The sequence below is a fragment of the Nocardioides sp. B129/18 genome, assembly GCF_055282735.1.
In genome coordinates, this window is record NZ_JBUZJI010000013.1 from 1 (window position 1) to 26,185 (window position 26,185).

Below are 26,185 nucleotides of genomic sequence, written 5' to 3' on the forward strand. Positions count from 1 at the left end.
CCGCCACCCAGGCGGCCTAACCCAACCTGTCACCTGATCGTGCAGCAGTCCCCTCCGCAAGCTCGTCGACATGGGCCGCATCGAGCTGCCCTACGACCGCGAGCTCCTCACCGAGTGGCAGGGCCAGAAGATCCAGTACGTCCGCGACGAGGGCTCGGCCGCCGGCCTGAAGACCCGCGAAGGCGGCGGCTCCTTCCACACCCTCGACGCCGCCAAGATGATGGTCGCCGGCCGCCAGCTGCAGGTCATGGAGGTTGCCCTCAACATGCAGCAGACCAAGCGGCCTGTGCTCGCGCGGTTCGGCTAGGAGGCCGGCCGGATCACGGTGCCGTCGAACAGCACCACGTCGCCGTCCGGCTGCAGGAACAGCGGCGCGCGCACGCCGCCGTGGTACGAGCACGTCCCGCGCCCGACCGAGGGCGACATCCAGCCGTCGTAGCACAGCGAGCCGTAGCCCACGGCTCCCGCGAGCGGCGACACCGCCGGCGTGGCCGTGGGCGTCGGTGAGGCAGAGGCCGTCGGCGTCGGGGTCGATGAGTCCTGCGAGTCGCCCAACACCGCGGGCAGCGCCAGGAGCGCGCCGAAGAGCGCCACGGTCAGGACCACCGGCGTTGTGGACAGATAGACCCACCACAGCGCGCGCCACTGATCGCGCGAGTAGCGATGGAACCGGAAGAACCACATGATCGAGCCAGGCTAGGGACGTTCGGCGCCGTTCAGGCACCGTTAGGCGGCATTGACTAGACCTGCCGACACACCCGGCATGCCCTCCGCCGCCGTCGAGCCCGCCACCGACTTCCGCCCTGAGCCGCCGCCCTCGAGCGCTTTCGAGCGGCCCGCGGATCCTGTCGGCGCCTTCCTCAGGCCCATCCAGGCCCGGTGCGGGAGTCCTGGAGCGTGGCGGGCACTGCTGCAGTGCCATCGTCGGCGAAGTAGGCGAGCACGTAACCGCTTGAACGTCCGTTGCCAGGTCATCGAAGGGCATCTTCGGTAGTGCCTCCGCACCTTCCCCCTGCACCGGTCAGACCTCGGCCATGGATGGAAACCATCACCTTCCACGTGTAGCCACGGGAGGAGGCCGCCGCAGCCGCGAGGCAACCGCCTCGCTTCAGCAGCGCTCGACAGCCCTCGCGCGGTCATCGGTGTGACGGCGGGTCGTGGTCGAGGGGCCCGAGGTCGAAGTCATGACCATGCATGACACTCCGCGACGCCTGATCACCACTCGCCAGGCTGCCGAGATCCTGGGGGTCTCCATCCGATCCGTCCAGCGCCTCGTCGCCGGGGGCAGCCTCACTTCCTATGAGGTGCAGGGGGTGCGCGTCACACGGCTGGACAGCAACGAAGTGATGAGCCTCTTCAGCCGCACGCGGCGGCTCCCCTCGCCCCCGTCCCAGCCATGACGCTCGAGCGACCCCAGGCTGCCGTCGGCACCGCGGAGGCTTCTGGAGGACGTCGGCCCACGACGTCGGCGTCGCTCCCCGGCCTCACCGGGGTTGGCTGCGCCAGGTGGCCTCGCTGCGGAGGCACACCGTGAGCGGAACGGCCCTCGGTCAGAGGTTCGTCAGCCTCCGTCATGCTGCCGAGGTGCTCGACGTCTCCGAGCGCACCGTCCGGCGCATCATCGAACGCGGCGAGCTCACCACCTACAGGCTTGCCGGTCGGCGCACGCTGCGTGTGGAGCTGGAGGAGGTTGTGGGCCTACTCGAGCCTGAGCAGGCTCACACGAGTGCCTTCCGCTGCTGACCGCGCCAGCAGCCCAGGCCGCCTGCGTGTGGCCGGCCGCCCGGCCTAGAACGTCCGTTGCGGAGGGGGCGGAGACCCTGGCGCCGACGTCGGGGGGCGGGTCCAGGCAGTCGCAGTGGCCCTGCTTCGCTTCACCCGCGGCGGAGCGCGCACTCCAGCCGTAACGCCGCGAGACGGCTCGCCTCCTCGAGGCCCGGCCAGGTCTCCGACCGGGGGCCTCGCGAGGTCGCCCCGAGGGGGGGCCGGGCGCGTGAGCAGTCGGGGCACGCTACGTGTGGCGTCCTCACCGTGACGCCGACGACGGTAAGGACTGCCGGACGACCCGCCACTGCTCAGGACGCCGCGTCTCGTGGAAGCCGATCTCAACCGGCCGCCGTCACGTTCCGAGACTGCTGCCGCAGTCACGAGCCCCCCCTGCCTTTCTTCCCGAGAGGCTGAGAGCAGGTGCCTCCACAACGGCGCGCCCACTTTCGCGATAAGTCCCGGGCCTGGAGCTGTAACGCGGCCGGGACGCCCGTTGGAGACACGACTGGCCGGAGACTGCCGGCGCCAGTCGCTCCGCGCGTCTTCGATACCGTCCGGTGTCCTGAGTCTGTCAACGCCCGTTCTAGCGGTGGGCGACGACGGGCCGCGCCTCGACCACGTAGGCGCTGTGGTCTGAGAGGCGTCGCTCCACCGGCACCCTGACCGCGGTGGTGACCTCCCAGGTCGCCGGCACCGCGATGTGGTCGATGGAGCCAGCTCCCGCCGTCGCTGAGGCGAGCTCCGCCGTCGGCATCTGGAGCCCGAGCGCGGCGACGGTCTCGAGGAGTCGCGTCCGCCCGAGGTTCGTCCCGACCCACTCGCGGCCCACCAGCGCCTGGTTGAGGTCACCACCCCACACGTCAGGGCGGGCGCGCTGGACCGCGGGCCAGATGGGCGCGGTCATGTCGTTGAGCGACCCTGGACCGTAGATGTCGGTCGGCCTCCACCCCCGCGCCGGCAGCACCGTGCAGCAGACCCGCAGGCCGTCCACCTCGGCGAGCAGGGAGGCGGCATGGGGGTCGTCGAGCCCCCGAGGGGTGCTCCGCCCGGCCACGGCGACGAGCCGGCGACCAGGAGCCATCTCTCGGTGTCCGAGGAGCAGCTCCATGCCGGCGACCACGACGTCGTCACGCACCTCGGTGAGCAGCAGCAGGTCACCGTCGAGGGCGGCGAGGACGTCCGCGTGCGCCGGGGACCACTTGCCCTCGAGGTTCCACGTGACGATGCGCATGGAGGACCCTCCCACGGCTGAGCCCGGTGCTCGTGACGTAGGGCCGCTCCTCATCCGGACCACCCGTGGAGCTGACGCAGCTCCATAGGTAAAGATGCGCCCTATGGCCGCCCCCACCTCGACCTCCGGCAAGATCACCCAGCAGGAGCTCGAGTCGCGTCTCTGGGGCGCGGCCAACGCCCTGAGGGGACCGGTAAGCGCTGATCCACTCGACGCCGGCTGCCTGATGGCGGCCGGGCGCCGTCATGCCGAGGACGAGCCGCCCGTGGGGCGGCGTCCACGCTCGAGGGGCTAGCCGAGGGCATCGGGCGACGGGGCCCGCGCACTCCGCACGTCACGCACGGCCAGCTCGATCGCCGGTGCGGCGCGGGTCATCAGCAGCCGATCGGCGAGCGGGTCGACCAGTCCACGGGCGAGGAGCGCCGGCCCGACCCAGCCCGGGGCCGTCACGCGCGCGCGGCGGGCGACCAGGCCGCGCAGCAGCGCGTCGGCCGCGCGGTCGACGGGCATCGGCCTGGTGAGGAGCGCGGGCAGTGCACGGCGGAACGCGGCCACCTGGGGCTGGCGATAGACCTCGTCCACCAGCGCCGTGTCGACGAAGCCGAGGTAGGCGACGCCTGCGCTGGCGCCCGCAGCGGCCAGCTCGACCCGCAGCGCCCGGCCCAGCTGCTCGACGCCGGCCTTGCTCATCGCGTAGGAGGCGTTGAGGGTGCCGTTGAAGAAGGCGTAGATGGAGCCGACGAACAGGATGTGCCCGCGCGACTCCTCGATCGCCGCCGCGACGGCACGGGCGGTGCGCCACTGGCCGAGCAGGTCGATCTCGACGGTGCGCTCGAAGTCGGCCACCGCGATGTCGCGCACGGTGAGACTGGGCGGTGCAATGCCGGCGTTGGCCAGGACCCGGTCGATGCGCCCGAACCGCTCCTGGGCATGTCGGACGGCGCCCTCGACCGACTCCAGGTCGGTGACGTCGCAGCGGACGGAGGTCGCTCGATCGCCCAGCTCGGCGGCGAGCATCCCCGTCGCCTCCTCGTCCACGTCGAGCAGGGCGACGGCACCACCGGCGTCGTGGAAGCGGCGCGCCACCGCTGCGCCGATCCCCCGCCCGGCGCCGGTCACCAGGAGAACCTGGCCGCGCAGATCGTGACGACTCATCGCTGCGCCTCGACACGGTCGGCGATGTCCCGGCCCGCCCGCCGCAGGTGCCGCAGCGCGGACTCGGCCGCGTGGAACCCGCCCATGCCGTGGACCCCGGCGCCGGGCGGCGTCGCGGAGGAGCAGAGGAACGCGCCCTCCACGCCCAGGGAGTAGGGGTCGCGGGCCAGGCGTGGCCGCAAGGCGATCTGCAGCGCCGTGTTGGCGCCGGTGCTGATGTCGCCCCCGACCCAGTTCTCGTTGTACGCCTCGAACTCCTCCGGGGAGCGGGTGGACGTGGCGAGCACCCGATCGCGGAAGCCTGGCGCGAACCGCTCGATCTGCGCCGTGATCGCCTCCGTCGCATCGCCCTCGAAGCCCGCCGGCACGTGGGCGTAGGCGTAGATCGGGTTGACGCCGTCGTGAGACCGCGTCGGGTCGGCGAGGTACTGCTGACCGAGCAGCACGAAGGGCCGCTCCGGCATCGAGCCGCGAACGTTCTGCCTCTCCACGGCGGCGATCTCGGCGGCGGATCCGCCGAGGTGCAGGGTGCCGGCCCGGCGGCAGTGCTCGTTGCGCCACGGGATGTCGCCGTCGATGGCGAAGTCGACCTTGAAGGTCCCGGGCCCGTACCGGTACGAGGACAGCGCACGACGCACCCGCGACGGCAGACGGTCCCCGAGGATGCGGACCGCGCCGCGCGGTGAGGTGTCGAGCACGACGACCTCCGGCCTCTCCCCGATGAGCGCGGCGAGGTCCGCGACGTCGTCGACGCGGACGCCGCACCGCACCGTCCCGCCGAGCGCGGCGAGCTCGGCGAGCAGGGCGCGCGTGATCGACTCGGAGCCACCCTCGGCCACCGGCCAGCCCACGGCGTGGGCCGCGGCGGTGAGCATCATCCCCACCGAGCTGCTCAGCGGGGTGTCGAGGCGGTGGAAGGTGTGGGCGGCGACGCCGGCGAAGAGCGCGCGCGCGGGCTGGTCCCGGAACCGGCGCACGCTCACCGTCGCCGGCAGCAGCGCCTGGAGGCCGAAGCGGCCCAGCACCACCGGGTGCCGCGGGACGTGCGCGACCGGCTGGAAGACCTCCTCGATGAGGGCCTCGAAGTGAGCGGTCGAGCTGTGGAACATCCGCTCCCAGCGCCGCCCGTCGACCTCGCCGAGGCTGGCGCGGGTCAGGGACCTGTCGCGCGCCGCGACGCCCGCGCGGCCGTCGTCGAGCGGGTGGGCGAGGTCGATCTCGGGCCACCGCCAGACAAGACCGTGTCGCTCGAGCGCCAGGGAGGCCAGGAACGGCGAGGCGACGCCGGTCGGGTGGAACGCCGAGCAGTCGTCGTGCAGCACGCCGGGGAGCGTGTTCTCGCTCGTGCGCGTGCCCCCGCCGGGCCGATCGTGGGCCTCGACGACGGTGACGCGCAGGCCGGCCTGGGCCAGCCGGATGGCGGCAGCGAGACCGTTGGGCCCGCTGCCGACCACCGCGGCTGCCGTCACGCGGAGGGCTCCGTCTCGCGGGTCAGGTCCGCGGTGCCGGCGGTGCGGACGTACCCGGGGGCGGTCCAGTGCACGCGCAGGGGCACCGGCCCGTTCGGGAGCCAGGGCTGCTCGCGGACGCAGTCGGACACCGTCCACTCCCCTCGCTCCACGACGCCCAGCGCCGCGTCGATGACCCGGTACTGCTGGGTCTTCTTGTGGATGGGCTGCGACTCGGCGAAGACGACGACGAGGTCGCCGGGCTCGAGCCCGAGACGCTTCTGGACGGCCGCCACCAGGCGCTCGTCGTGCAGGTGGCCGTCGCCGAAGTTCCAGCCGACCAACGTGTTGCACACGAACTCGCCCTCGCGGACGGTGCGCTGCTCGAGGTCGCCGAGGCTGGCGCGCAGCACCGAGAACAGGCCGCGCCCCTGGCTGTGCATCGAGCGCCAGGCGAGCGCCTTCTGCAGCGTCATCTCCGCGTCGTCCCGCTCGTACGGCGTCGGGACCATCCGCTGCAGCTGGTCGAGCTGGTTCTCGACGCCGGGCAGCTCGTTGAGGCGCTGCTCGATGCCGGGCCTCATCGCCCAGACCCCCGTGGCCCAGTTGCCGGCGTACTGGCGCATCGAGGGCAGGAAGGACACGAGATCGGGGCGCAGGTTGCCCAGGATCGGACCGAAGGTGAGCAGGGCGAAGACCGGGATCAGCAGCAGGGGCTCGGAGAAGTCCCAGATGTTGTAGACGCCCGGGTCGAACCCGACCCACATCACGATGGCGATGAAGCCGAAGAAGACGTTCCACTCCAGCGGCACCGCGAGCGGGAAGGTCGAGGTGATGAAGATGTGGAACACCAGCATGCCGAGCGCGCCGAGGAGCGCGACGGTGGCGTTGGTGGTGAGGAGGAGCACGACGGGGATGACGAGCTCGACGGTGGTGCCTCCGACGTGCGCCATGAACCAGGCGAGGCGGGAGGGCCGTAGGTCGTGGGGCGCGTCGCGGTACTGCAGCCGCTTGACGACGTTCAGCTGGCCCGGCGAGTTCGAGACCATCGGCGGGACCACGTTCTCGAAGTGCTCGCCGAACTTCGACACTCCGGCGCCGATCCACACCACGCAGATCACGATCTTGAACACCACGACGAGATCGACGAAGTCGGCGGTCGAGGCGATCGTGCCGAAGAGCGCGGAGAACAGCATGATCGGCAGGTACTGCTCGGACCGGGCGGCCAGGAAGATCACCTTGTCCCGCAGGCCCAGCAGCGGCATCAGCACGAGCACCGGGATGAACGCCTCGGCGGGCACGAGCTCCTGGACACCGGTGCCTGCCGGGAGGAACCGCGCCGGCACGGGGTCGGCCTGCGCGACGAGCGGCACGACCAGGCTGGCCAGCACCCCGACGTAGAGCGCCACGTCGACGAGGGTGCGCTCGTCACCGCCGGTGAGCGGGACCCGTCGACCCCAGGGCGCCATCCGGATCGTGCCCGGACGCAGCCAGTAGCGGATGTTGCCCGTCATCGGCCGGAAGTGGCCGCACAGCGGACCCCAGGCGCCGCCGAGGCCGATGACCTCCAGCAGCATCAGCCACACGGCCAGCTTCTGGTAGACGACGATGTTGTTGTACCAGGAGCCCACGTCGGTGAACGCGATGCCGCTGGTCATCGAAGCGATCCAGATGCCGACGCCGAAGTACAGGCCCAGCATCTTGAGGACGTACACCACGTGCAGCACACGCGGCGTCCCGAAGCCGTCCTCGACCCAGTGGGTGGCGAGGATCCGCATCCGCTCCGCGAGGGGGAGCCGCAGGAACTCGGCGGGCGGCATCGGCTGCGGCGAGGGAGTCATGAAGCCCATCGGTCAGACCTCCTGGGTGACGACGGCCGCGGCGAGCTCGCGACGCAGGGCCGGCTTGTCGATCTTGCCGACCGGGTTCTTCGGCAGGTCGGCTCGGACGGTGATGGAGGTCGGGACCTTCACCTTGGTCAGCTGCTGCGAGCACAGCGCCCGGAGCGCGGCGGCGTCGGTGGTGTGCTCGGGATGCACCACCACGTACGCGACGGGGACCTCGCCGTACACGGGGTCGGGAGCACCCACCACCGCGGCCTCGAGGATCGCCGGATCGGACAGGAGGACGCTCTCGATCTCCTTGGGGTAGATGTTCTCCCCGCCCCTGATGATCATGTCCTTGATGCGGTCGACGATGCGCAGGTAGCCGTCGTCGTCGAGGATGCCGACGTCGCCGGTGTGCAGCCAGCCGTCGCCGAGCGCCTCGGCCGTGGCCTCGGGGCGGTTGAGGTAGCCGAGCATGACGTTGTCGCCCTTGATGACGACCTCGCCGCGCTCGCCCGCCGGGAGCAGGCTGCCGTCCGGGGCCATGATCGCGACGATCTGGCCGGGCAGCGCCGGGCCGACCGTGCCGGGCTTGCGGACGCCGTCGAGCGGGTTCGCCGTCGAGGCGCACGTGCCCTCGGTGAGGCCGTAGCCCTCGACGAGCGGGAAGCCGTAGCGCGCCTCGACGCCGGCGAGCAGCTGCGGCGAGGCAGGCGCGGCCCCGCAGATGGCGAAGCGGACCGAGGAGGTGTCGAAGGCCAGCTCCGCCGGGAGCGCGAGCAGGTGGGTGTAGATGGTGGGGACGGCGGAGAAGAAGGTGGGCCGCAGCGTCTGCACCGAGGTGAGGAACTCGACGGGGTGGAACCGGCCGAGCACCGACAGCCGTCCGCCGGCGATCATGGTGGAGAGGAAGCTGACGCAGATCGCGTTGACGTGGAAGAGCGGGAGCACCAGCAGGCAGTGGTCCTCCGCGGTGAGCGCGAGCGCGGTGCCCATGCCGTTCGCCATGGCGGCGACGTTGCCGTGGGTGAGCATCACGCCCTTGGGCCGACCGGTCGACCCGCTGGTGTAGATGAGCAGGGCCAGGTCGGAGCTCGCCGTCGACGCCGCCGGGAGCTCGACGCCGGTGGAGGTCCTCCGGAGGTCGTCGACGAGGATCGAGGGACGACCGCCGTCCGGGTCGCCGGCGGCGTGCTTGACGACCAGCGTCGCGCCCGCGTCGTCGATCTGGTAGTCGGCCTCGTTCGCGGTGAAGACGGGGTTGACTGGCGTGGCGACCGCTCCGACGCGCCAGGCCGCCACCAGCGTCACGAGGAGCTCGACGCGGTTGGACAGCATGATCGCGACGACGTCCCCGTGGCCCACGCCCGCGTCGACGAGCTGCTCGGCGACGGCGTCGACCCAGGCCGCGAACTCGGCGTAGGTCAGCTCGACCCGGTCGTCGCGCATGCAGGGGGTGTCTGCGCGATCGGCCGGCTGGTGCCACGGCAGATAGGTGCTCTCCACGGGTTCGTCCTCTCCTCGACGCCTGCTGGTCAGATCGGGACAGTAGGTCCGGAGCGAGCACGGAGGTTTGGTCCCGAGTCACAAAGTTCGGTGACCTCTTCGTGGCATGCTTCACACGACGAGGAGCAGGAACCGCCCAGAGATGCGGATCGATGTCCCCACAAGCCGTCGTGTGACGGACGTCTTGTCTCCCGGAACCAATCAGGAGGTCCGCGATGGCTGCGGCGCCACGACACTCGACGACGCTCCCGGTCGCCACCGCGACGCGGGTCGCCACCGTCGCGCAGGCGATCGGTCAGCGCCTGCGCGAGAGCGGCGCCGCGCTGCAGGCCGAGATGGCGGAGTCGATCCCCGAGCTGCGGGGCGATCCGGTCATCCAGGACCTGCTGCGAGCCAGCACGGAGAGCAACGTCGAGACCTTCCTCTCCGTCATCCAGTACGGCATCGACGTCGCCGAGGTGCGGCCGCCGTCCGCGGCCCTCGAGTACGCCCGACGGCTGGCCCAGCGCGGCGTCTCCACCAACGCCCTCCTGCGCGCGTACCGGATCGGGCAGAGCACCGTCCTGGACTGGGTGGTCGAGGAGATCGCCCGCACCGAGACCGACAGCCGGGTCTCGGTGGAGACCGCCCGGGCGTTCCAGGTCACGAGCTTCGCCTACGTCGACCTGATCGCCGAGCAGGTCGTGGCCGAGTACGAGTCCGAGCGCGGGCGCTGGCTGGCGAACCGCAACACGATGCGCGCGGCGATGCTCTCCACGGTCCTCTCGGGACGCCCCTATGACACCGCCGCCGCGGAGGCGGCCCTGGGCCACCGGCTGCGCCAGAACCACCTGGGGGTCGTCGTCTGGGTCGAGGACCCCGACGCCGCGCACCTCGACCTGCGCCGGCTCGAGCAGCTGGTGAACGACGTCGCCGCCGCGCTCGACGCCCAGGGTCAGCAGCTCTTCGTCCCCCAGGACGGCGGCCTCGCCTGGGGATGGCTGCCCCTGGGCCGGCGCGCCGACCTCGACCTCGATCACGCGACGCTGACCGAGCTGGTCGCCGCCGTCGGCCCGCGCCATCGGCTCGCGCTCGGCGCACCGGGCCCCTCGGAGACCGGCTTCCTCGCCACCCACCGGCAGGCGCTGCGAGCCCACCGGGTGGCGACCGTGGCAGGCGAGCATGCCCGCCCCGTCACGTCCTTCGCCGACGACGGCGTCCAGCTCGCCTCGATGCTGGCCGGCGATCTCGACGAGACCCGACGCCTGGTGGCCTCGGCTCTCGGGGGGCTCGCGGGCCGCGGGGAGCCGGTCGCCCGGCTGCGCGAGACCCTGCTGGACTTCCTGCAGGCCGGCAGCAGCTACCTCGCGGCGTCGACCGCCATGCACCTGCACAAGAACACCGTCAAGTACCGCATCGACAAGGCGATCCAGACGCGCGGGCTCCCGCTCGAGCACGACCGGCTGCACCTCGAGGTCGCCCTGACCGCGGTGCGCTGGCTGGGCGAGGCGGTCCTCCCGGAGCGCTGACCGGAGCGTCGCGGACGTGCCGCGAGGTCAGAAGGGCGTCACGCCCGACACCCGCCAGGCACCGCGCTCCCGCACCGCCTCGACCCGGAGCCGCGCGCCGGCCGCGACCGGCTCGCTCGCCCCCTTGCGGGCCGACTGGTCGAGGAAGACGAGCAGGACCGCCCGGTCGCCGTCGAGGGTCTGGACGGCCACGTCGCCGACCGTGGCGGTGACCACCGCCTTGGTCGCCGGTGCGAGCCGCTCGACGCGCTTGAAGATCGGCTGGTAGGTCCGGGCGAACGCGGTCGTCGTGATCGCGCCGAGGCGGGCGCGGCTCCTCGCCAGGTCCCGGTAGTCGTAGGACCACAGGCTCACCATCGCCGCGCTGACCTCCCGGGAGACCTCCGCGGTGGCTCCGGCGTCGACCACGGCCGCGTTCCCCGAGGGCTGCGCGTCATCGCGCAGCCAGAGGAGGGCGGCGGCACCGGAGGCGAGCAGTGCCACGACGACCAGAGCGACGAGCAGGCGCAGACGGATGCGGTCCGCACGGGCGTCGGCTGTCATGTCAGGCCCCCACGTTCTGGAGTCGGCTGGCCTTCCAGCCGTCGGCGGTGCGCTTCATGGTGACCACCAGGCGCAGCTTCTGCACCTCCGGCGATCCGGTCGTGGGGGTCAGCGTGAGATCGACGGCGACCAGCACCGTGGCCCCCTGGCCGCCGGCGTCGAGCCGTGCCACCGCGGCGTCGCTGACCACGGAGGAGGTGTCGACGCCGCCGGTCTCGATGACGCGGGCGAGGTCGCCGTCCCCGGCGGTCACCGACTGCCTCAGGGCGCCGGTCGTGACGGCGCGCCATCGCGCGACCGACGCCTTCGTGTCGGAGGCGTCGAGGGTGGTCAGGGTGCCCGCCGCCTCGCGAGCGCCGGCCAGCGCGGCGTCGCGGGCGGATGCACGGTCGGTCCCGTCGCCCCCGCCGGCGCGCAGGCCGATCCAGGCGGCAGCCGCGCAGGCGACGACCGCCACCATCGCGGCGAGGAGGATCCAGGTGCGGGTCACCGCCGGGACGCGGACGGTGAGCGGTCGAGGAGTCGAGTCGTTCATGGATCGCCTATCGCTGTCCGAGGTCCTGGAGCAGGACCTCCGTCGGATCGGACACCATCGGCAGGGCGCGCTGGCGCAGCAGGTCGGCCAGCCGGGCCACCAGGTCGGGGCTGGGCGCTGACGTCGTGGACGCGGTGGCGCCCCGGCGCGGCGTGCCTGCGGTCGCGGCGGGCGGCGTCCCCTGGCGGGGAGCGTTCTGCGAGCCGCGCACGTCGATGGGGCTCCCCCGCCGTTCCGTGCACGTCGCGTCGGGATTGACCGGGATGTCGGTGGTGTCGGTGCCGGGACGGCGCCGGGTGGACTCGTACCCGGCGGTGCACGGCAGCGGGTCGAACGCGTTGAGGACCAGACCGAAGTGCACGGTGCCGTCGCCCGGCACCGCCGAGTAGGTCGCCCGGGCGAGCGCGGGGTAGGTGACCAGGAGCTGCCGGATCGCCTTATTGCGCGGCTCGGCCAGCCGACCGGTGGTCAGCAGGTCCGCGACGAGCTGGCTGATGCCCGGCCCCGACTCCCGCAGGAGCGCGCTGACCTGGGTCGCCGCCGACGGCCCCGTGCGCAGCGTCCGGCGGATGTCGGCGTCGGAGTCCTTGAGCTGACCGGCCAGCAGCCGCAGGTCGGAGCTGAAGGACCGGATGCTCGAGGCACCGTCGTTCTGCGCCCGGAGCGCCGTCGCCCCGTCCTGGATCAGTCGGATGGTCTCCGGCAGCACGTCGCGCGCCGTCGATACGAAGGCGGCGGTGTTGTCGAGCACCCGCGCGAGATCCGGGCCGGTGCCCGCGAACGCGGCGTCGAGCTCACGCAGGATGACCTGCAGGGAGTCGCGCGGCACGGAGTCCAGGAGCCCGTTGACGCTGGTCAGGAGGGTGGCCGGAGCGACCGGGGTGGTGGTGCGCTCGGCGGGGATGACCGACGAGCCGTCGAGGTAGGGCGCCCCTGCGGCCGTCGGGGTGAGGTCGACGTAGGGCTCCCCGATCAGAGACAGGTTGCGCACGGCGGCCTCCAGCCCGCGGGCGGGGATCCGCTCAGCGTCCTTGTCGATCTCGAGGTCGACGCGGACGCCGTCCGCGGTCGGGTGCAGGGCGCCGACCCGACCGACCGTGACCCCGCGGTAGGTGACCTCGGCGTTGGTGAAGATGCCACCGGAGTCGCGCAGGTCCATCGAGACCGAGTAGGTGGTGGAGCCGAAGAGCCGTCCCAGGCCGGCGTACGTGCCGCCGACGTAGACGAGGCCCACCGAGGCCAGCACCACAAAGGCGAGCAGCTGCAGCCGCGTGCGTCGACTGATCATCGTCCGCCCCCGCCCAGGAGACCGCCGAGCAGGCCGCCGGAGCCGGTGCCTGAGGTGCTCGAGCCCGTGGTTCCGCCCTGACCGACACCGGAGGTCGCCCCGCCAAGCAGCCCGAGGAGGGGGTTGGTGATCGACCCGGTGATCTGGCCGAGCAGGTCCGAGGGCTGCTGCAGCAGCGGAAGCGGGTTCGGGAGGTCCTGGCCGCCCAGGTTGATCGGCTGCTTGGACGCCGTCAGCGTGCCGAGCACGGAGGCGAGGTCGAGGTCGACCTTGGTGTCCAGGTTGACGTAGTCGCCCTGCACGGCATCGCGCGCCGCGGGGGTGAACGGGAAGGTGACGAGCAGCTTCAACGCCTCCGGCAGGTCGTCGCCTGCGACCTCCAGGGCCCGCAGCACGGGACGCAGGGCCTCGAGGTCCGCGACGGTGTCGTCCTTGCTCTGCTCCACGACGCGCACCGCGACGCTCGAGAGTCGGTCCAGCGAGCGGAGCATCCGCACCAGCTGGGGACGCTCGTCGGCCAGGACCTTGAGGCCCTGGGGGATCTCGTCGAGCGCCGTCGAGATGTCGGCGCGGCTCGTCCTCAGGGTCCGGCTCAGGGTCGAGAGCCGATCCAGGGCGGTGACGATGTCGTCGCGCCGGGCGTCGAGGCGTCCGGTGAACTCCGACAGGTCGCCCAGGAGGGCGCGCACCTGGGACTCGTTGCCGTCCAGGGCGCGGTTCAGCTCGCTGATGATGCTGTTGATCTGGGGCAGCCCACCGTTGTTGAGCAGCATGGAGAGCGCGCCGAGGACGTCCTCGACCTGCGCCGTGCCGCCGGTGCGGGCGAGCGGGATCGTGGCGCTCGTCCCGGCGGGGAGGACGCCGGTGGCATCGTCGGGCCGCACGAGCTCGACGTACCACTCGCCGAGGAGGCTGCTGCGACGCACCCGGGCCTGGACGTCGGCCGGCAGGTCGAGGTCGCCGCGGACCTTGACCTTCGCCACGGCCGTCCAGCTCGATCGATCGACGTCGATCGACTCCACGCGACCCACGGCGACGTTGTCCATCTTGACGTTCGACTTCGGCACCAGCCCCTCCACCGAGCTGAAGTGCACCGTGAGGGTCGAGGGGTCCGACCCGACATCGGCGCCTCCGGGCAGCGGCAGGTCGTAGGCGCCGTCGTCCAGGCCGCTGCAGGCCGTCAGGGTGGCCCCGAGGGCGAGCGCGACGATCGTCGCCGCGATCGGCCGGGCCCGGTCGCGACGTCGCCGCAGGATCGAGGTCATCGGGCTCCTCCCGGGTTCGGGCTGGGGAACAGGTGCTGGAGGGTGGCTGCGACCTGGGCCGGCGTGGGCAGCCCCAGCCCGTCGAGCGGGCTGGTGAGGTCGCCGCAGAGACCCGTGAGGACGTCGGGCAGCTGCGAGGGCGTGCTGCGGGCGAGCAGCTCGCAGATGAGCGCGCCGGGGGCGAGGGCCAGCTCGTTGACGTCGATGCGGACGTCGAGGGTGCTGCCGGCGGAGTCGTAGGCGTTCGCCAGGTTGCCCAGACCGGTGGGCGCCTCGTCGAGGATCTGGCCCAGCAGCCTGCGGTTGCGGGTGAGGACCTGGGTGACCTTGCTGAGACGGTCGACGTTGGTGCGCAGCGTCGCCCGGTTGTCGCGGACGAAGGTGGCCACCTGACCGAGGCTCACCGAGAGCTCCTCCAGCGCCGCCCCGAGCTCGGTCCGATCGTCCGCGAGGAAGCTCGAGACGGTGGCGAGCCGGGTGTTGAGGGCCCGGACGTCGCCGTCGTTGTCCGAGAGCGTGCTGACGAAGGTCTGCAGACCGCGCACGGTGCCGGCCAGGTCCTGACGCGAGCCCGCCAGCGTGCCGGAGGCGTCGGCGAGCCCACGGATGGCGGCAGCGAGCCGATCGCCGTTGCCGTCGAGGTTGCGGGCCAGCACGTCCAGTGCCCGGCTCAGGGCGCCGTTCTTGTTCGCTCCCGTGGGACCCAGCGTCGAGGAGAGGTCCTGGGCGCTGGTGTAGAGGTCGTTGACGTCGAGCGGCACCTCGGCGCGCTCGAGCGGGATGACCGCGTCGTCCCCGAGCCTGGGGCCGCTGCTGTACGCCGGGGCCAGCGTGATGCTGCGCCCGCTGATGAGGCTGGGCGAGACCTGGAGGGCCGAGACGTCCGCCGGCAGGTCGACGCCGTCGTCGAGGTCGAGCACGACCTTCACCCGCCCGGACTGCGGGGTGATCGACTCCACCGAGCCGACCGGGACGCCGAGCACCTCGACCGGGTTGCCCACGTAGAGCGCGGCGGCGGAGGGGAAGTACACGGTCACGCGGCGGCCCCCGTCCCGCTGGCCGAGCGCGACCACGGCCGCGACGACCAGCAGGACGACGAGCACGAGCGCGACACCGCGCCGTCCCGACAGCAGGCCGCGAGAACGTCCGAGGGCGCTCACGACGCCTCACATCCCTTCTGGTTGACGCCGGCGAGCGGCAGGGGGAGGAGTCCGCAGACGAACGCGTCGAACCAGCGGCCGACGCCGACGGTGTTGGAGAAGAGGTGGACGTAGGGGCCGATCGCCTTGATGCCGGCGTCCAGGTTCTCCTTGTTCCGCTCGAGGACGTCCGCGACCCGGGCCAGGTGGGCGAGGGCGGGCTTGAGCGTCGCCTGGTTGTCGGTCACCAGTCCCGACAGCTGCGTGCCGAGCGAGCGGGTGCCGACGAGGAGCTGGTGGATGGCGTCACGGCGCCGCTGCAGCTCTGCCAGGAGCGGGTTGACGTCCTTCAGCAGGCGCGCGATCTCGGCGTCGCGGTCCGCGACGGTGCTGGCCACGACGTCGGCGCGCTGGAGGAGCGTCGTCAGGGCGTCGTTGCGTCGGGAGATCGTCGAGGAGATCCGGCGCAGGCCGGTGAGGGCCTGACCGACGCTGTCCGGGGTGTCGGAGAAGGTCTCGGACATCGCGTCGAGGGAGGCGGCCAGCTTCGACGTGTCGATCTCCCCCACCGTCCGCGACAGGCGGTTGATGGCCGGGACGATGTCGTAGGGCGTCTCCGTGCGCGAGCGGGGGATCGTGCCGCCGGCCGCGAGCTCGCGGGAGCCGTCGGGGTCGATGGCCAGGTAGCGCTGCCCGAGGAGCGTGTTCAGCTGGATGGACGCCGAGGACGCGTCGCCGACCCAGGCCTCGTCGATCTTGAACTCGATCGCCACCTGGTCCCCGTCGAGACGGACCTGCTTGACACGCCCGACGACCACTCCGGCGATCTTCACGGGGTTCCCCGACCGGATCCCGGCCGCGTTGGCGAACTCGGCGCGGTAGGTGGTGCCCTTGCTGAGCAGCGGGACGCGGTCGGTGTTGTAGGCCGCGAGCAGGGCGAGGGTCAGGACGAGGATGCCGATGATCGCGATCGGGATGGGTGAGCGGCTCTGGAAGCTCTTCACGGTGCGCACCTCCGAGCGGTGTTCTGGTAGGCGGTGATGCCGATGCGGGAGCCCGCGGGTCCCCTGAGGGATCCGCCGAGGTCGCAGAGGTAGAACTGGAACCACGATCCGTAGCTGGCGGTGCGGTTCACCCGGCCCAGCAGCGGCGCGAGGGCCTTGAGCTGGGCGTCGATGGTGCCCTTGCCGCGGTCGAGGTTCGCGCTCAGGCCGTTGAGGGCTCGGATGTCCTCGCGCAGCGGCGGGCGGGCGTCGACCAGGAGCCCGGTGACGCTGTCGGTCAGGCCACCGAGCGCCGAGATCGCCTGCCCGATGTCCCCGCGGTCCTGGGAGAGACCCGTGACGAACCGCTGGAGCTGCACGACGAGGTCGGAGAGCTGCCGGTCCCGCGTGGACACGGTGCCGAGCACGACGTTGAGGTCGTCCACGAGGTCGCCGATGACCTGGTCGCGGTCGGCGATCGTGTTCGTCAGGGAGGCGGTGTGCGCGAGCAGGGAGTCGACGGTGCCGCCCTGGCCCTGCAGGGTCTGGAGGATCTCCTCGGCGAACTGGTTGACCTGCTTCGGCTGAAGGGCCTCGAAGAGGGGCCTGAAGCCGCCGAAGAGCACCGTGAGGTTCAGGGCCGGACGGGTGCGGTCCATCGGGATGGTGCTGTCGGCCGGCAGCGTCCGCGACGACGGGCGGGCACCGCGGGACAGCTCGAGGAACCGGTCGCCGATCAGGTTCTCGTAGCGGATCGCGACGTCGACGGAGGCCGGCACGGCGACGTCGCGCTCGACGTCGAAGAAGACCCGGGCCCGCTTCCGATCGACGACCTGGACGTCGGTGACCTTGCCGACCTGGACGCCGGCGATCTTGACGCTGTCGTTGGTGGTCACGCCGCTGGCGTCGCTGAACACCGCGGAGTACGAGGTCGTGGCGCCGGTGCGGCCGTTGACGATGATCAGCACCAGCAGCGACGTCGCCAAGGCGATGACGACGGTGTAGATCGTGAGCTTGATGAGCGAGGGCAGGACGCTCTTCATCGCGCGCTCACCTCGCTTCCTCGCAGCAGCGGGCCCATGAGGAGGGACGCGAACGGCGACTCCCCCCGCCTCAGTCCGAGCAGCCCCGCGATCAGGCTCTGCTCGGCGTCCGATCCGGGCAGAGCGGCGGGCCAGGCGCCATCCGAGCCCTTGCTGGCCGCGCGCTGACGCGAGTCGGAGCCGCGGGCCGCAGCCCCCGTGCGCTCCGAGCGCGCGGGAAGGTCGGGAGCGGCGCCGCTGTCGGTCTCGGTGCGGGCCGGCGGGGGCGCGTAGGAACCGTCCTGGATCGGCCCGTCGGCCGGGTACTGCGGGGCGAAGCGGGTGATCTGGTAGCACCGGGGCCCGCGATCGTCGCGGTAGGCGGGCTCGTCCTGGTTCGGCAGGTACTTCCCGCGGCTGTTGGTCACGCGCAGCGTGATGTTGAGGGCCGGTCGCTCCTCGCCCTTGCCGAAGATCCGGTCGATGCGGGGCACGAGCCCGGCGAGCTGACCGAGCAGGCACGGGTACTCCGGCGCGTAGCGGGCGAGGGTCTCCAGGGTGGGCCGGCTGACGTCGACCAGCTGGATCAGGTTCTGCTGGTTCTGGGCGAGGAAGGTGCGCAGGTCGTCGCCGGTCCTGCGCAGCCCGGTGAACAGCGAGTCGACCTGGGCACGCTGCTCGGTCACCGTCCGGGAGGTGGTCGAGAGGTCTCGCAGCGCAGCCAGCAGGTCCGGCGCGGCCTGGTCGTAGGTGTCGCTGAAGCGGCTGAGCGCGCGCAGGTCGGCGGTCAGCGTCGGGATCGACGGGTTGAGCCGGCTGAGGTAGTCCTGGAGCGAGGTCAGCGTGGTGCCGAGCTGCTCGCCACGCCCCGCCAGGGCGGTGGAGATGGAGGTGAGGGTCGAGGCGACCTGCTGGGGCGGGAGGGCCTGCAGGACGTCGAGGAGCCTGTCGAGGGCGCCCTCCAGGGTCGCCGCGTCCGCGCTGGTGTCGCGACGGATGACGGCGCCGGCCGTGATGGGCGAGCGGGTCGATCCCGACGGAACGACGAGGTCCACGTAGTCCTGGCCGACGAGGGTCTTGGGCAGGATGCGGGCGACGGTGTCGGCCGGGATGAGGTGGGTCCGGGCGGGGTCGAGGGCCAGGGTGAGCTTGGCGCCGCGCGTGCTGGGCTCGATCGTGCGCACCGTGCCGACGACGGCCCCGTGGAGCTTGATCTGGGCTCCGGGTGCCAGCTGGCTCCCCGCGTCGGGCACGTAGAGGACGGCGTCGGTGCGGCGCGTGAAGCCGCCCTGGTAGTCGACGATCGCGGCGACGAGGAGGCTGGCCAGGATCGCCAGGAACACCAGGCCGGTCAGTGGCAGGCGGTAGGGAGCGAGTCGGCGGCGCATCAGGCGATCGTCACCGAGGGCGCGGTGCCGAAGAGCACGAGCGTGAGGAAGAAGTCGATGATGCCGATCCCGGCCAGCGACAGGCGGACCGCCCGTCCCACGGCCACGCCCACGCCGGCGGGACCGCCGCTGGCGCGGTAGCCGTAGTAGCAGTGCACCAGCATCACGAAGAAGGCGAAGATCAGCGTCTTCAGGAACGAGAGCAGCACGTCGCCCGGTGGCAGGAACAGCTGGAAGTAGTGGTCGTAGGTGCCGGCGGAGAGCCCGTTGATGTAGACGACGTTGAGGCGTGCGGCGAGGTAGGAGGCCACCAGACCGACGACATAGAGGGGGATCACCGCGATCGAGCCGGCGATCACGCGCGTGGTGATGAGGAACGGCACCGACGGCACCGCCATCACCTCCAGTGCGTCGATCTCCTCGGAGATCCGCTGGGCGCCGATCTCGGCGGTGAAGCCCGCGCCCACCGTGGCGGTGAGCGCGATCCCGGCGATGAGGGGGGCGATGTCGCGGGTGTTGAAGAAGGCCGTGATGAAGCCGGTGAGCGCCGCGGCGCCCAGGGTGTCCAGGCCGCGGAAGCCCTGGAGTCCGACGAGGCTGCCGACGAACAGCGAGAGCGCGAACATGACGCCGGCCGTGCCGGCGATCAGCGCGAGCCCGCCGGTGCCGAAGGTCGTCGTGCCGAGCAGGCGCAGGATCTCGCGGCGGTAGTGCCGCAGGGCGTGAGGCACGCCCTTGAGCGCCTTCCCGTAGAGGGAGAGCTGGTCGCCGAGGTCGGTGAGGGGGCCGATGACGGCCGCCACGGATCGACGCGCGAGCGAGTCGGAGGAGCTCATCGTCACAGGCCCTTCGGGGGAACGATCTGCAGGTAGATCTGGGTGATGAAGAGGTTGATCATGTAGACCGACAGGAACGAGATGACGACCGTCTGGTTCACCGCGTCGCCCACCCCCTTCGCACCGGGTGGCGGGTTGAGGCCCCGATAGGCGGCGATGACGCCGGCGACGAAGCCGAAGATCATGGCCTTCAGCTCGCTGACGAGGATGTCGGAGGACTGCGCGAGCAGGTTGAAGCTGCTGATGTAGGCGCCGGGCGTCCCGCCCTGGGCGATGACGTTGAAGTAGTAGCCGCCCGCCACGCCGACGACCGTGGCCAGGCCATTGAGGACGGCGGCCACGAAGACCATGGCGAGCACGCGGGGGACGACGAGGCGCCGGACCGGGTCGATGCCGAGCACCCGCATGGCGTCGATCTCCTCGCGGATGGTCCTGGCGCCGAGGTCGGCGGCCACCGCGCTGCCGCCGGCCCCGGAGATGAGCAGGGCGGTGACGATGGGCGCGGCCTGCTGGGTGATGGCGAGGACGCCGCCGGCGCCGGTCGCGGAGGCGGCGCCGAACTGGTCGAGCAGCTGGTAGAGCAGCAGCGAGATGGTGGCGCCGAACGGGATGGCGAACAGCGCGGTGGGCAGGGAGGAGACCTTCGCGACGAACCAGGCCTGCTCGATCAGCTCGCGGGTCTGGAAGGGCCGGCGGAAGCTGTAGACCAGGACGTCGAGGCTGAGGGCGAAGAGCCGGCCGGTGTGCACGAGCGCGCCACGGCCCGGGAACGGGCGCGGCTCGCGAGCGATGCGGCTGCTGGCTGGGGATGACATGGGGGCTCCTCCGGATCTCGGGTCGCGACGCTAGATCCGTGTGACGGGCATCTCTTGTGGCGAGAGCACAAGGCCGATGGGGTCGTTGGGTGCGGCACACCAACCAGGGCATCGCCCCGGTGGTGATCGACGACGGGGGTCAGGCCAGGGCATCCGCCCGACGACGACCGGCGCCGTCGAGCGGCGTGAGCTCCTGGAAGGAGCCCGGGGGCGGGGTGACCCCGTTCTCACGGCACCACTCCCCCGGCGGACGCTGCGAGCGACGCGCGATGCCGTTGGACGGCTCCAGCTGCAACGGGATGGGCGGCAGGGGCGGGAGCTCCTGGCCGGCCTCGGCGGCGAGCTCGTCGGCGTCCTTCTCCTCCGACATCCCGATCGGACCGACGCGCTGGGCGTTGAGGAACTGACGCACCACCGGCTCCTCCGAGCTCAGCAGCATCTCGCGGGGGCCGAACATCGCCAGGTGGCGGTGGTAGAGCAGCCCGATGTTGTCCGGCACCGTCCGCGCGGTGTTGATGTCGTGGGTGACGATCAGGAACGTCGCGTCGATCTGGGCGTTCAGGTCCACGATCAGCTGGTTGAGGAACGCGGTGCGCACCGGGTCGAGGCCGGAGTCGGGCTCGTCGAAGAGCACGATCTCGGGGTCGAGCACGAGGGCGCGGGCCAGGCCGGCGCGCTTGCGCATGCCGCCGGAGATCTCGCCAGGGAGCTTGTCCTCCGCACCCAGCAGACCGACGAGGTCCATCTTCTCCATCACGATGCGACGGACCTCGGACTCCGACTTCTTCGTGTGCTCGCGCAACGGGAACGCCACGTTGTCGTAGAGGTTCATCGACCCGAACATCGCGCCGTCCTGGAAGAGGACGCCGAACAGCTTCCGGATCTCGTAGAGCTCCTTCTCGCTGCACGACGCGATGTCGGTGCCCTCGATCACCACCGACCCACGATCCGGCTTCAACAGCCCGATCAGCGTCTTCAACAGCACCGACTTGCCCGTGCCCGACGGACCCAGCATCACGCAGATCTCACCCGCCGGCACCGTCAACGAGACGTCACCCCAGATCAGCTGCTTGCCGAAGGACTTCGTCAGGTCCTGGATCTTGATCTCGACGCCCATCGGCAGCGCTCCTCGCAGGTCGGCACGACCGAGGGCGCCCTGAGGGATCGCGGTCTCGGAGCCGGTGGACCCGGCCGGTGCGAGGCTTGACGATAGAAGCCGATGTGACCGCCGACACCGTGTCCGGACACCAAAGGCGACCGCACTCCTTGTCCTCGGCGCACAGCCCCTCGGCGCGTTCCCCGAGGTCCCGTCGGCCACGTGGCTCCGCCCCCTGAGCGCATGGCGGCTGTTTGGTGCCGAGGCACAAGCCGGGAGTCGCTCGCGCTCCTAGGTTCGGAGCCCACCGTCCGATCACCGTCCGCCCCGGACCCCGGATCGGCACGTCGAGAGGGAGACCTGTGGCCGTCGGACATCTGCTCTCCCCGGATCCGTGGAGGATCCGATGAGCACCCTGCGGACCAGCGAGGTGGAGGCGGCGCCACGACTGAGGGGGCAGGTGGCGCCGCCACCGCCATTCCACTCGCCCGCGCCCTCCCGTCTCTCGTGCGCCGAGCACGAACGTCCGGCCTCGCCTTGGGCTGAGGACACATGGGACTTCCTCGGACCCAGCCACTGCCTCCTCTTCGGGCTGACCTCGCTCGCCGCGGCCCTCCAGCTCGTCCTCGCGCTGCGGTCGTCGGGCTACGACGCGCGCATCGACGTCGGGGTGCTCGGCTGGCCCGCGGCGGTGACCGTCTCGCCGCCGGAGCGCGCTGTCGCGAGTCCTCAGGCCTGGGCGACGACCGCGGCAGCGGCGGTCGGCGAGCAGTCCGCCGCGGCGACGGGGCTGCGGTGGCGGGACTGCGGCGCACGGGAGCCTCGGTGCACCTCGCCGCCTGTCGGGCGGGAGACGGACGTCCCCCGGCGGCGGGACGCCGGCGGTCGTGATCGGTCGACGTCAGCCGGTGATGTCGCGGCCGATCAGGCGCCGCGCCACGATCCACTGCTGCAGCTCGTTGGCGCCCTCGAAGATCTCCAGGATCTTGGCGTCGCGGTACATCTCCTCCAGCCGCACCGACTCACCGCTCTCGCCGACCTCGCGGGAGAAGCCGAGCGCACCGTGGATCTGGATCGCCTCGCGCACGAAGTCGTTGGCCAGCCGGGTGCCGTAGGCCTTGGCCATCGCCGCCTCCGGCTCCGCGGTCGCATCGCCGAGATCAAGGAGCATCGCCGCCTTCTGGTAGAGGCTGCGCGCGCACTCGATCTCCGTGGCCCCCTGGGCCATCGTGAACTGCCAGTGCTGCATCGCGCCCGGCGGCCGACCGAAGACCTCCCGCGTCTGCAGTCGGTGCACGGAGAGGTCGAGCGCGGCCTGGGCCACGCCGACGCCGGCCGCGCCGATGCCGATCCGTCCCCGCACGAGCGCACCGACCGCGACCGACATGCCCGCCTCGGGCTCCCCCAGGAGGCAGGACTCGGGGACGAAGACGTCCCCGAGGACGATGTCGGCGGTGATCTCAGCCTGACTGCGCTGAGCGCCGGCACATCGCCAGCTCGCCAGCCTACGCGGCTTACCTGGCGTGCATCTGGGCCCCTTCTCCGCGAGGAGGAGAGGATCCGCCTCCCGCCCCGAACACGTATCGCCCGTCCGGCACCGCCAGAACGTCCGTTCTGGCGGTGCCGGACGGAGCTCACACCTGCTCTCGGTCCGCCGGCGTGCCACCCTCGGCCATCCACCGCTCCAGCTCCACCCGACGGAACCTCACGTAGCGCCCCACCGCCACGTACGGGATCTTGTTGCGCCTGGCCGCCTCATAGACCCAGCTCTTCGGGACCCCGAGGAGCTCGGCGACCTCGCCGGGAAGCAGCAGCCGCTCGAGGCTCCCCTGAGGCTCTGACACATCGTTCATGGACGATTCCTCCACTCTCGCCCTGCGCGTCGCCGAGAGGCCCGAACGGCCTCCCGGTCAACAGCAAGGGACTCGACCCGCGAAGGACTCGACCTCACGCCTGTATCCGCTGGTAGCACAAGGGTTGAGCGTGGGAGTGCTCATGATCCTTGGGTCGTGGGTTCGAGCCCCACCCGCCCTACGACTTCAAGGTCGACGCCGTCGACGCGCCACCGCCGTCCGCCCGCCGGACGGCGGGCGGACGACGGGCGCCTCAGCGGGGCCGGTGCGAGGTGAGCTCGACGACCTGCTGGAAGGTCGGCCGGTTCTGCCAGTCGATCGGCCGGACCCCGACTAGGCCGGCGGTGGTGTGCCGGATGTCGTCCTGGGACTTGTCGTAGGTGACCTGCGCGAGCGAGCCGACCTTCTGGGCGGCGAGGAGCCGCGTGACGGCCGCGTCGAGGGACGAGCGCAGGACCGTGCGGCAGGCCCGGAGCGAGCCGCGACCGCAGTAGCCGGTGCTGTAGCCGCCCTTCACGGCGTCGCCGAGCAGGGAGCGCAGGTCCTTGTCCAGGTAGCCGTACCAGGCGATGCCGTTGAAGGCCGAGCCGGTGCCCGAGCGCGGATGGTCGTCGAGCGCCTGCGGGAGCCGCGAGACGAGACTGCCCAGGCGCGGCCGCAGGGCGTCGCGCGCCACCGACGACGTGCCGTCCTCCCACCAGGTGTCGAACAGGGCGATCGCCTGCTGGTGGGCGTAGGCGCCGTCGCGATCGCGGTCGACGCGGGGAGCGCCGGCCGCCAGCCAGGCACGCAGGAGCCGGACGGCGTCCTTCTGCGCGGGGTCGGACCCGATCACGCGCAGCAGCCGCGGCAGCGTGGTGAGCGCGCGGGCGTCGGTGACGGCGCCGGTGGCCATGACGCCCACGACGTCCTCGATCGAGAGACGGCCCTGGCGCAGCGCCCGCCGCAGCGGCACCTCGAGGGCGAGGCTGCGGTAGGCCGAGCCGTAGGACCAGTTGCTGTCGGAGGCCGCGAAGCCCGGCGCCGGCTTGTTGTTCCACGACACGAAGTAGCCGCGCGCGGGGTTGGTCTCGTGGACGTGACGTCCGGCCGAGAGCCAGCCCTGCCAGTCGTACCGCGATCCCGCCCAGTGCGGGAGGTCGGGCTCGACGTGCGTGGAGCGGATCGGGAGCAGACCGGAGGAGTAGTAGGAGATGTCACGGTCGTCGGCGTAGAACCAGTTGAAGGTGAAGTCGATGTGGCTCGCCGCCTTCTGGAACGACGCGGCGTCACGGACGTAGCCGGGGTCGTTGAACTGGGAGAAGCCGATCACCGAGTCGACCTCGTGCCCGTACGTCGAGCGCTGCGAGACCAGGGCCACCGGGACGCCGCCCACGGTCGTCCGCCTCTGGACGACGCCGTGCGGCGTGCGGAGCACCTGGAAGTCGTAGGTCGTCGGCAGGCTGGGCGAGGTGAGGTTCGGCGTCGTGGTCTCGGAGTGCACGTAGGAGTCCATCGCGCGGCAGGCGCCGCCGACGCGGTAGCCGGTGGACTCCACGGTCGCCGGACCCCCGGCGGGATCGCAGAGCCGCTCCACCACGGTGTCGACGTTGTCGCTGCCGGCGCTGGTGGCCGACCAGGCGTAGTCGACGCCGCGGCCGAGCTGGACGAAGAGGTTGGTGCCGGCGAAGGCGACGCCGCGAGCCCGGATGCCGGGGCCCATGAGCACCTCCTCGGTGAGCAGCTGCGGGGCGTAGTAGCCGGTCTGCGGGCCCATCACCGCCAGCGGCTTGCCGGTGGCGCTGTGCTTGGCGTCGACCAGGACGGCGTTGCTCATGCCATGGCTGCGCAGGTCCAGGCCGATGAACGAGCCGTCGGGCATGGTGATGCCGGGCGCCGCCGGGAGCGGCAGGGCCGCGCTTCCGGCCACCGGGTCGCCGGAGCCCGAGCCCGTCGGGCCGCCGACGTCAGGAAGCGCGACGCCGGGACGATCCGGGTGCAGGCCGTTGCCGCCGTCGTAGGGCGTGCGGAGGGTGCTGGTGACCGGCGCCTCCGGGTCGTCCTTCTCCCGCAGGTCGGCGTACATGCGCCGCGCCTTGGTCGCGCCGAACCGCTTGACGAGCGCCTGGTACCAGGCAGCGTTGTCGGCCTCCTGGCCACCGCCCTTGCCGAAGATGCCGCCGACGAGGGAGGCGACGTAGACGACGTCCGCGCGGGTCCAGGGCGCCGGGGTCTTCTGGAGGGCGGCGTACTCGACGGGGCAGCTGGGGGCGATGACGACGGGGCACATCGCGCTCTGGGCGGCGTTGATGCCGGCGACGAAGGAGTCGACGGCGGCCAGCAGACGGGGTCCGCCGACCGGTCCGGCGCGATCGGCCGCCTTCTGCACCTGGGCCTCGGCCTCCTGCGGCGTGTAGGGCGCCGCCTTCAGCTGCGCGCGGTCCATCGCGACGTTGCTCGGGCTGTCGCCGACGAACTCGGTGAGGCGGGCCTGCCCGGTGTGCCGCAGCACGTCCATGAGGAACATGCGGTCCTGGGTGGAGGCGTAGCCCGCGCCGAACTCGACGTTCTCGAAGGTCGTGCCGGTGATGAACGGGACGCCGAAGGCGTCGCGCTGGATCGTCACGCCCTCGCGCGGGGTCGCCGTCGAGACAACCGTCTCGGGGGTGAAGGAGGCGTCCTTGAAGAGCCGGTCGATGTCGGCGCCGGTGATCTTCGAGGGCTGCAGCGTGGTGAGGCGGTCGTAGAGCTCGAGCTGGTCGGCGGTGTTGGCCGGCGTCTCGGGGGTCGCCGTGGTGCTGCCGCCGAGCGCGAGCACGTCGGTGGCGGTGACGGTGCCATTGGAGCCCGGCGGCAGGATGTTGCGGATCGAGCCGTGGTCGTCGACGCCGCGACCGGGAGCTCCTTCCGCGGCGACCGCGCCGCCGAGGTCGGGCGCCAGGACGGCGGCGAGGAGGGTGGCCGCCGCGAGGGCGGGCAGGAGGGGACGTCGCACGATGCTC

The 26,185-nt window shown here is 71.8% G+C and carries 24 protein-coding genes; 4 read left to right on the forward strand and 20 right to left on the reverse strand.

The features are described from left to right. Positions 1 to 70: 70 nt before the first annotated feature. Positions 71 to 307, forward strand: a complete 237-nt coding sequence (locus ACZDWJ_RS10960; protein ID WP_463520991.1) for a hypothetical protein — start codon at positions 71 to 73, stop codon at positions 305 to 307. On the opposite strand, the gene ACZDWJ_RS10965 is transcribed toward ACZDWJ_RS10960, so the two are convergent. Continuing rightward, a complete protein-coding gene (locus ACZDWJ_RS10965) occupies positions 304 to 684 on the reverse strand; it encodes a hypothetical protein (RefSeq protein WP_463520992.1) in 381 nt (126 codons plus the stop codon). The genes ACZDWJ_RS10960 and ACZDWJ_RS10965 overlap by 4 nt on opposite strands. A 500-nt stretch (positions 685 to 1,184) precedes the next feature. On the opposite strand from ACZDWJ_RS10965, the gene ACZDWJ_RS10970 reads away from it, so the two are divergent. Both ACZDWJ_RS10970 and ACZDWJ_RS10975 read left to right on the forward strand, forming a co-directional pair. Beyond that, positions 1,185 to 1,400, forward strand: coding sequence for a helix-turn-helix transcriptional regulator (locus tag ACZDWJ_RS10970; protein WP_463520993.1), 216 nt, complete (start codon positions 1,185 to 1,187; stop codon positions 1,398 to 1,400). Between the two features lie 130 nt (positions 1,401 to 1,530). Further along, positions 1,531 to 1,743, forward strand: a complete 213-nt coding sequence (locus ACZDWJ_RS10975; RefSeq protein WP_463520994.1) for a helix-turn-helix domain-containing protein — start codon at positions 1,531 to 1,533, stop codon at positions 1,741 to 1,743. A gap of 607 nt (positions 1,744 to 2,350) precedes the next feature. On the opposite strand, the gene ACZDWJ_RS10980 is transcribed toward ACZDWJ_RS10975, so the two are convergent. The 5 genes from ACZDWJ_RS10980 to ACZDWJ_RS11000 all read right to left on the reverse strand — a co-directional run bounded on the left by ACZDWJ_RS10980 (position 2,351) and on the right by ACZDWJ_RS11000 (position 8,933). After that, the gene (locus ACZDWJ_RS10980) at positions 2,351 to 2,998 is read right to left on the reverse strand and encodes a hypothetical protein (RefSeq protein WP_463520995.1); all 648 of its coding nucleotides are present in this window, start codon (positions 2,996 to 2,998) and stop codon (positions 2,351 to 2,353) included. A 291-nt stretch (positions 2,999 to 3,289) separates the two neighbouring features. Further along, positions 3,290 to 4,153 carry a short-chain dehydrogenase/reductase gene (locus ACZDWJ_RS10985; RefSeq protein ID WP_463520996.1) on the reverse strand — a complete coding sequence of 288 codons (864 nt, stop codon included), beginning with the start codon at positions 4,151 to 4,153 and terminating at the stop codon, positions 3,290 to 3,292. Next, the gene (locus ACZDWJ_RS10990; protein WP_463520997.1) at positions 4,150 to 5,622 is read right to left on the reverse strand and encodes a phytoene desaturase family protein; all 1,473 of its coding nucleotides are present in this window, start codon (positions 5,620 to 5,622) and stop codon (positions 4,150 to 4,152) included. Before ACZDWJ_RS10990 ends, ACZDWJ_RS10985 begins: the two co-directional genes overlap by 4 nt. Further along, a complete protein-coding gene (locus ACZDWJ_RS10995; RefSeq protein ID WP_463520998.1) occupies positions 5,619 to 7,451 on the reverse strand; it encodes a DUF3556 domain-containing protein in 1,833 nt (610 codons plus the stop codon). The genes ACZDWJ_RS10990 and ACZDWJ_RS10995 overlap by 4 nt, the downstream gene beginning before the upstream one ends. A 3-nt stretch (positions 7,452 to 7,454) precedes the next feature. Further along, positions 7,455 to 8,933, reverse strand: coding sequence for a class I adenylate-forming enzyme family protein (locus ACZDWJ_RS11000; RefSeq protein ID WP_463520999.1), 1,479 nt, complete (start codon positions 8,931 to 8,933; stop codon positions 7,455 to 7,457). Positions 8,934 to 9,148: 215 nt separating this feature from the next. Here ACZDWJ_RS11000 and ACZDWJ_RS11005 point away from each other — a divergent pair, with 215 nt between their 5' ends. After that, positions 9,149 to 10,441, forward strand: coding sequence for a PucR family transcriptional regulator (locus tag ACZDWJ_RS11005; RefSeq protein ID WP_463521000.1), 1,293 nt, complete (start codon positions 9,149 to 9,151; stop codon positions 10,439 to 10,441). A gap of 27 nt (positions 10,442 to 10,468) precedes the next feature. On the opposite strand, the gene ACZDWJ_RS11010 is transcribed toward ACZDWJ_RS11005, so the two are convergent. The 14 genes from ACZDWJ_RS11010 to ACZDWJ_RS11075 form a co-directional block, all read right to left on the reverse strand. Next, a complete protein-coding gene (locus ACZDWJ_RS11010; RefSeq protein ID WP_463521001.1) occupies positions 10,469 to 10,984 on the reverse strand; it encodes a thioredoxin domain-containing protein in 516 nt (171 codons plus the stop codon). A 1-nt stretch (position 10,985) separates the two neighbouring features. Continuing rightward, a complete protein-coding gene (locus ACZDWJ_RS11015; protein ID WP_463521002.1) occupies positions 10,986 to 11,519 on the reverse strand; it encodes a hypothetical protein in 534 nt (177 codons plus the stop codon). Positions 11,520 to 11,526: 7 nt separating this feature from the next. Further along, positions 11,527 to 12,807: an MCE family protein gene (locus tag ACZDWJ_RS11020; RefSeq protein ID WP_463521003.1), complete on the reverse strand. Its 1,281-nt coding sequence runs from the start codon at positions 12,805 to 12,807 to the stop codon at positions 11,527 to 11,529. Next, positions 12,804 to 14,072, reverse strand: coding sequence for an MCE family protein (locus ACZDWJ_RS11025; RefSeq protein ID WP_463521004.1), 1,269 nt, complete (start codon positions 14,070 to 14,072; stop codon positions 12,804 to 12,806). The genes ACZDWJ_RS11020 and ACZDWJ_RS11025 overlap by 4 nt, the downstream gene beginning before the upstream one ends. Beyond that, a complete protein-coding gene (locus ACZDWJ_RS11030) occupies positions 14,069 to 15,232 on the reverse strand; it encodes an MCE family protein (RefSeq protein ID WP_463521005.1) in 1,164 nt (387 codons plus the stop codon). The genes ACZDWJ_RS11025 and ACZDWJ_RS11030 overlap by 4 nt, the downstream gene beginning before the upstream one ends. After that, positions 15,229 to 16,215, reverse strand: coding sequence for an MCE family protein (locus tag ACZDWJ_RS11035; protein ID WP_463521006.1), 987 nt, complete (start codon positions 16,213 to 16,215; stop codon positions 15,229 to 15,231). The genes ACZDWJ_RS11030 and ACZDWJ_RS11035 overlap by 4 nt, the downstream gene beginning before the upstream one ends. Continuing rightward, positions 16,212 to 17,237, reverse strand: a complete 1,026-nt coding sequence (locus ACZDWJ_RS11040) for an MCE family protein (RefSeq protein WP_463521007.1) — start codon at positions 17,235 to 17,237, stop codon at positions 16,212 to 16,214. Before ACZDWJ_RS11040 ends, ACZDWJ_RS11035 begins: the two co-directional genes overlap by 4 nt. Then, a complete protein-coding gene (locus ACZDWJ_RS11045; RefSeq protein ID WP_463521008.1) occupies positions 17,234 to 18,604 on the reverse strand; it encodes an MCE family protein in 1,371 nt (456 codons plus the stop codon). Before ACZDWJ_RS11045 ends, ACZDWJ_RS11040 begins: the two co-directional genes overlap by 4 nt. Continuing rightward, entirely contained in the window at positions 18,604 to 19,440 is an 837-nt protein-coding gene (locus ACZDWJ_RS11050; RefSeq protein ID WP_463521009.1) for an MlaE family ABC transporter permease, read from the reverse strand. Before ACZDWJ_RS11050 ends, ACZDWJ_RS11045 begins: the two co-directional genes overlap by 1 nt. A gap of 2 nt (positions 19,441 to 19,442) precedes the next feature. Next, positions 19,443 to 20,255: an MlaE family ABC transporter permease gene (locus ACZDWJ_RS11055; protein ID WP_463521010.1), complete on the reverse strand. Its 813-nt coding sequence runs from the start codon at positions 20,253 to 20,255 to the stop codon at positions 19,443 to 19,445. A 139-nt stretch (positions 20,256 to 20,394) separates the two neighbouring features. Next, positions 20,395 to 21,372: an ABC transporter ATP-binding protein gene (locus ACZDWJ_RS11060; RefSeq protein WP_463521011.1), complete on the reverse strand. Its 978-nt coding sequence runs from the start codon at positions 21,370 to 21,372 to the stop codon at positions 20,395 to 20,397. A gap of 880 nt (positions 21,373 to 22,252) precedes the next feature. Beyond that, positions 22,253 to 22,738 carry an acyl-CoA dehydrogenase family protein gene (locus tag ACZDWJ_RS11065; protein WP_463521012.1) on the reverse strand — a complete coding sequence of 162 codons (486 nt, stop codon included), beginning with the start codon at positions 22,736 to 22,738 and terminating at the stop codon, positions 22,253 to 22,255. 247 nt (positions 22,739 to 22,985) lie between these two features. Then, on the reverse strand, positions 22,986 to 23,204 hold the full coding sequence (locus tag ACZDWJ_RS11070; RefSeq protein WP_463521013.1) for a helix-turn-helix domain-containing protein: 219 nt from the start codon (positions 23,202 to 23,204) through the stop codon (positions 22,986 to 22,988). A gap of 253 nt (positions 23,205 to 23,457) precedes the next feature. Continuing rightward, entirely contained in the window at positions 23,458 to 26,178 is a 2,721-nt protein-coding gene (locus tag ACZDWJ_RS11075) for a penicillin acylase family protein (protein ID WP_463521014.1), read from the reverse strand. Positions 26,179 to 26,185: the final 7 nt, after the last annotated feature.